This is a genomic window from Mesorhizobium sp. M1E.F.Ca.ET.041.01.1.1 (genome assembly GCF_003997355.1).
Lineage (GTDB): Bacteria > Pseudomonadota > Alphaproteobacteria > Rhizobiales > Rhizobiaceae > Mesorhizobium.
Map to the genome: position 1 here is coordinate 1 of NZ_RZSL01000837.1, position 2,053 is coordinate 2,053.

Annotated in this window: 1 protein-coding gene; it reads right to left on the bottom strand. The window is 63.0% G+C overall.

Translation table 11 applies throughout. The annotated features are described in order from the left end of the window. Window positions 1-74: 74 nt before the first annotated feature. Window positions 75-1,856 (bottom strand): acetolactate synthase 3 large subunit, encoded by a 1,782-nt coding sequence (locus EOA38_RS34860; protein ID WP_126093158.1) that lies wholly within the window; start codon window positions 1,854-1,856, stop codon window positions 75-77. Window positions 1,857-2,053: the final 197 nt, after the last annotated feature.

The following is a 2,053-nucleotide window of genomic DNA, read 5'->3' on the forward strand; positions in this document are numbered from 1 at the left end:
CTCGATTTCAGATTTTTGAGCTAATTCTCTGTTTGCGCACGGCTTTCTCGCGACAGCCCCGCCTTGGTGGCCGCCTACACCAGTTCCCTGCCCTTGGCGTCGATGGCATTGGCCACCGCCTCGTCGGTCGCCTCGTCCGGCAGGAGCATCTCGTTATGCGCCTTGCCCGACGGGATCATCGGGAAGCAGTTGGCTAAAGTCGCCACGCGGCAGTCGAACAGCACCGGCTTCTTCACCGAGATCATTTCCCGGATCGCGTCGTCCAGTTCGTCCGGCTTGTCGCAGCGGATGCCGTGGCCGCCATAGGCTTCCGCCAGCTTGACGAAATCCGGCATCGCCTCGGTGTAGGAATGCGACAGCCGGTTGCCGTGCAGCAGCTGCTGCCATTGGCGCACCATGCCCATATACTGGTTATTGAGGATGAAGATCTTGATCGGCGCCTCATACTGCACCGCCGAGCTCATCTCCTGCATCGTCATCTGCACCGAAGCGTCGCCGGCGATATCGATGACCAGCGCATCGCGATGCGCGATCTGCACGCCGAGCGCCGCCGGCAGGCCGTAGCCCATCGTGCCCAGCCCGCCCGAGGTCATCCAGCGGTTCGGCTTGTCGAAATGGTAGTGCTGCGCCGCCCACATCTGGTGCTGGCCGACCTCGGTGGTGATGTAGGTGTCGAGATCCTTGGTCAGCGCATAGAGCCGCTGGATGGCGTATTGCGGCATAATCACGTCGTTGTTCATCTTGTAGGCGAGCGAATCCCGCGCGCGCCATTTCGCGATCTGCTCCCACCACGGATAGAGCGCCTTCTTGTCGACCTTGGCGGTTGCCCGCCACAGCCGCACCAGATCCTCCAGCACCCGGCCGACATCGCCCAGGATCGGCACGTCCGCATGGACGTTCTTGTTGATCGAGGACGGATCGATGTCGATGTGGATCTTCTTCGAGTTCGGCGAAAAGGCATTCAGCCGGCCGGTGATGCGGTCATCGAAACGCGCGCCGATGCAGATCATCACGTCGCAGTCATGCATGGCCATGTTGGCTTCGTAAGTGCCGTGCATGCCGAGCATGCCGACCCAGTTCTTGCCCGAAGCCGGATAGGCGCCGAGCCCCATCAGCGTCGAGGTGATCGGGAAGCCGGTGAGGTCGACCAGCTCGCGCAGCAGATGGCTGGCTTCGGGGCCGGAATTGATCACGCCGCCGCCGCTGTAGATGATCGGCTTCTTGGCGCCGGCCATCAGTTCGACGGCGGCCTTCACCTTCTCGAGATCGCCCTGGACCTTGGGCTGGTAGCTGGTGCGCGGCGCCGTCTGCGGCGGCACGTAGATGCCCTTGGCGAACTGCACGTCCTTCGGAATGTCGACGACGACCGGGCCGGGACGCCCGGTGGTCGCGACGTGGAAGGCTTCGTGGATCGTGGCCGCGAGTTCGTTGACGTCCTTCACCAGCCAGTTGTGCTTGGTGCAGGGCCGCGTGATGCCGACCGTGTCGCATTCCTGGAAGGCGTCTGAGCCGATCAGCGAGGTCGGCACCTGGCCGGTCAGGCAGACCAGCGGAATGGAATCCATCAGCGCATCCTGCAGCGGCGTCACCGCATTGGTCGCGCCGGGGCCGGACGTGACCAGGAGAACGCCGGCCTTGCCGGTCGAGCGGGCGTAGCCTTCGGCCGCATGGCCGGCCCCCTGCTCATGCCTGACCAGGATGTGCTCGACCTCGTCCTGTTGGAAAATTTCATCGTAGATTGGGAGAACCGCGCCGCCCGGATAGCCGAAGACATGCTTGACGCCGTTGTCCTTCAGCGCCTGCACCACCATTTCGGCACCCGTCATCTCGCGCCGCTCGTTCTGTCCGTTGCTCATCAGTCCGGTCCCGTACTGTTCGCCGCCTGGCGATTTGCTGGTCGTTTAGTTGGGTTTTGGGTAATAAAAAAGGCCCCCGAGGGAGCCTGTGGGATGCGCATGGGAGGTTTTCGCCCGGCGGTTACACCGCCTTGCCCACGCGCCAGCCTACGAGAATGAGTGCTGTTTTCATGGGCGCGGACAATAAGGGCCAAAGC

What these genes read in the sequence shown, in the direction of transcription:
- EOA38_RS34860 (WP_126093158.1), bottom strand. Translation starts at nt 1,856, where the DNA reads ATGAGCAACGGACAGAACGAGCGGCGCGAGATGACGGGTGCCGAAATG.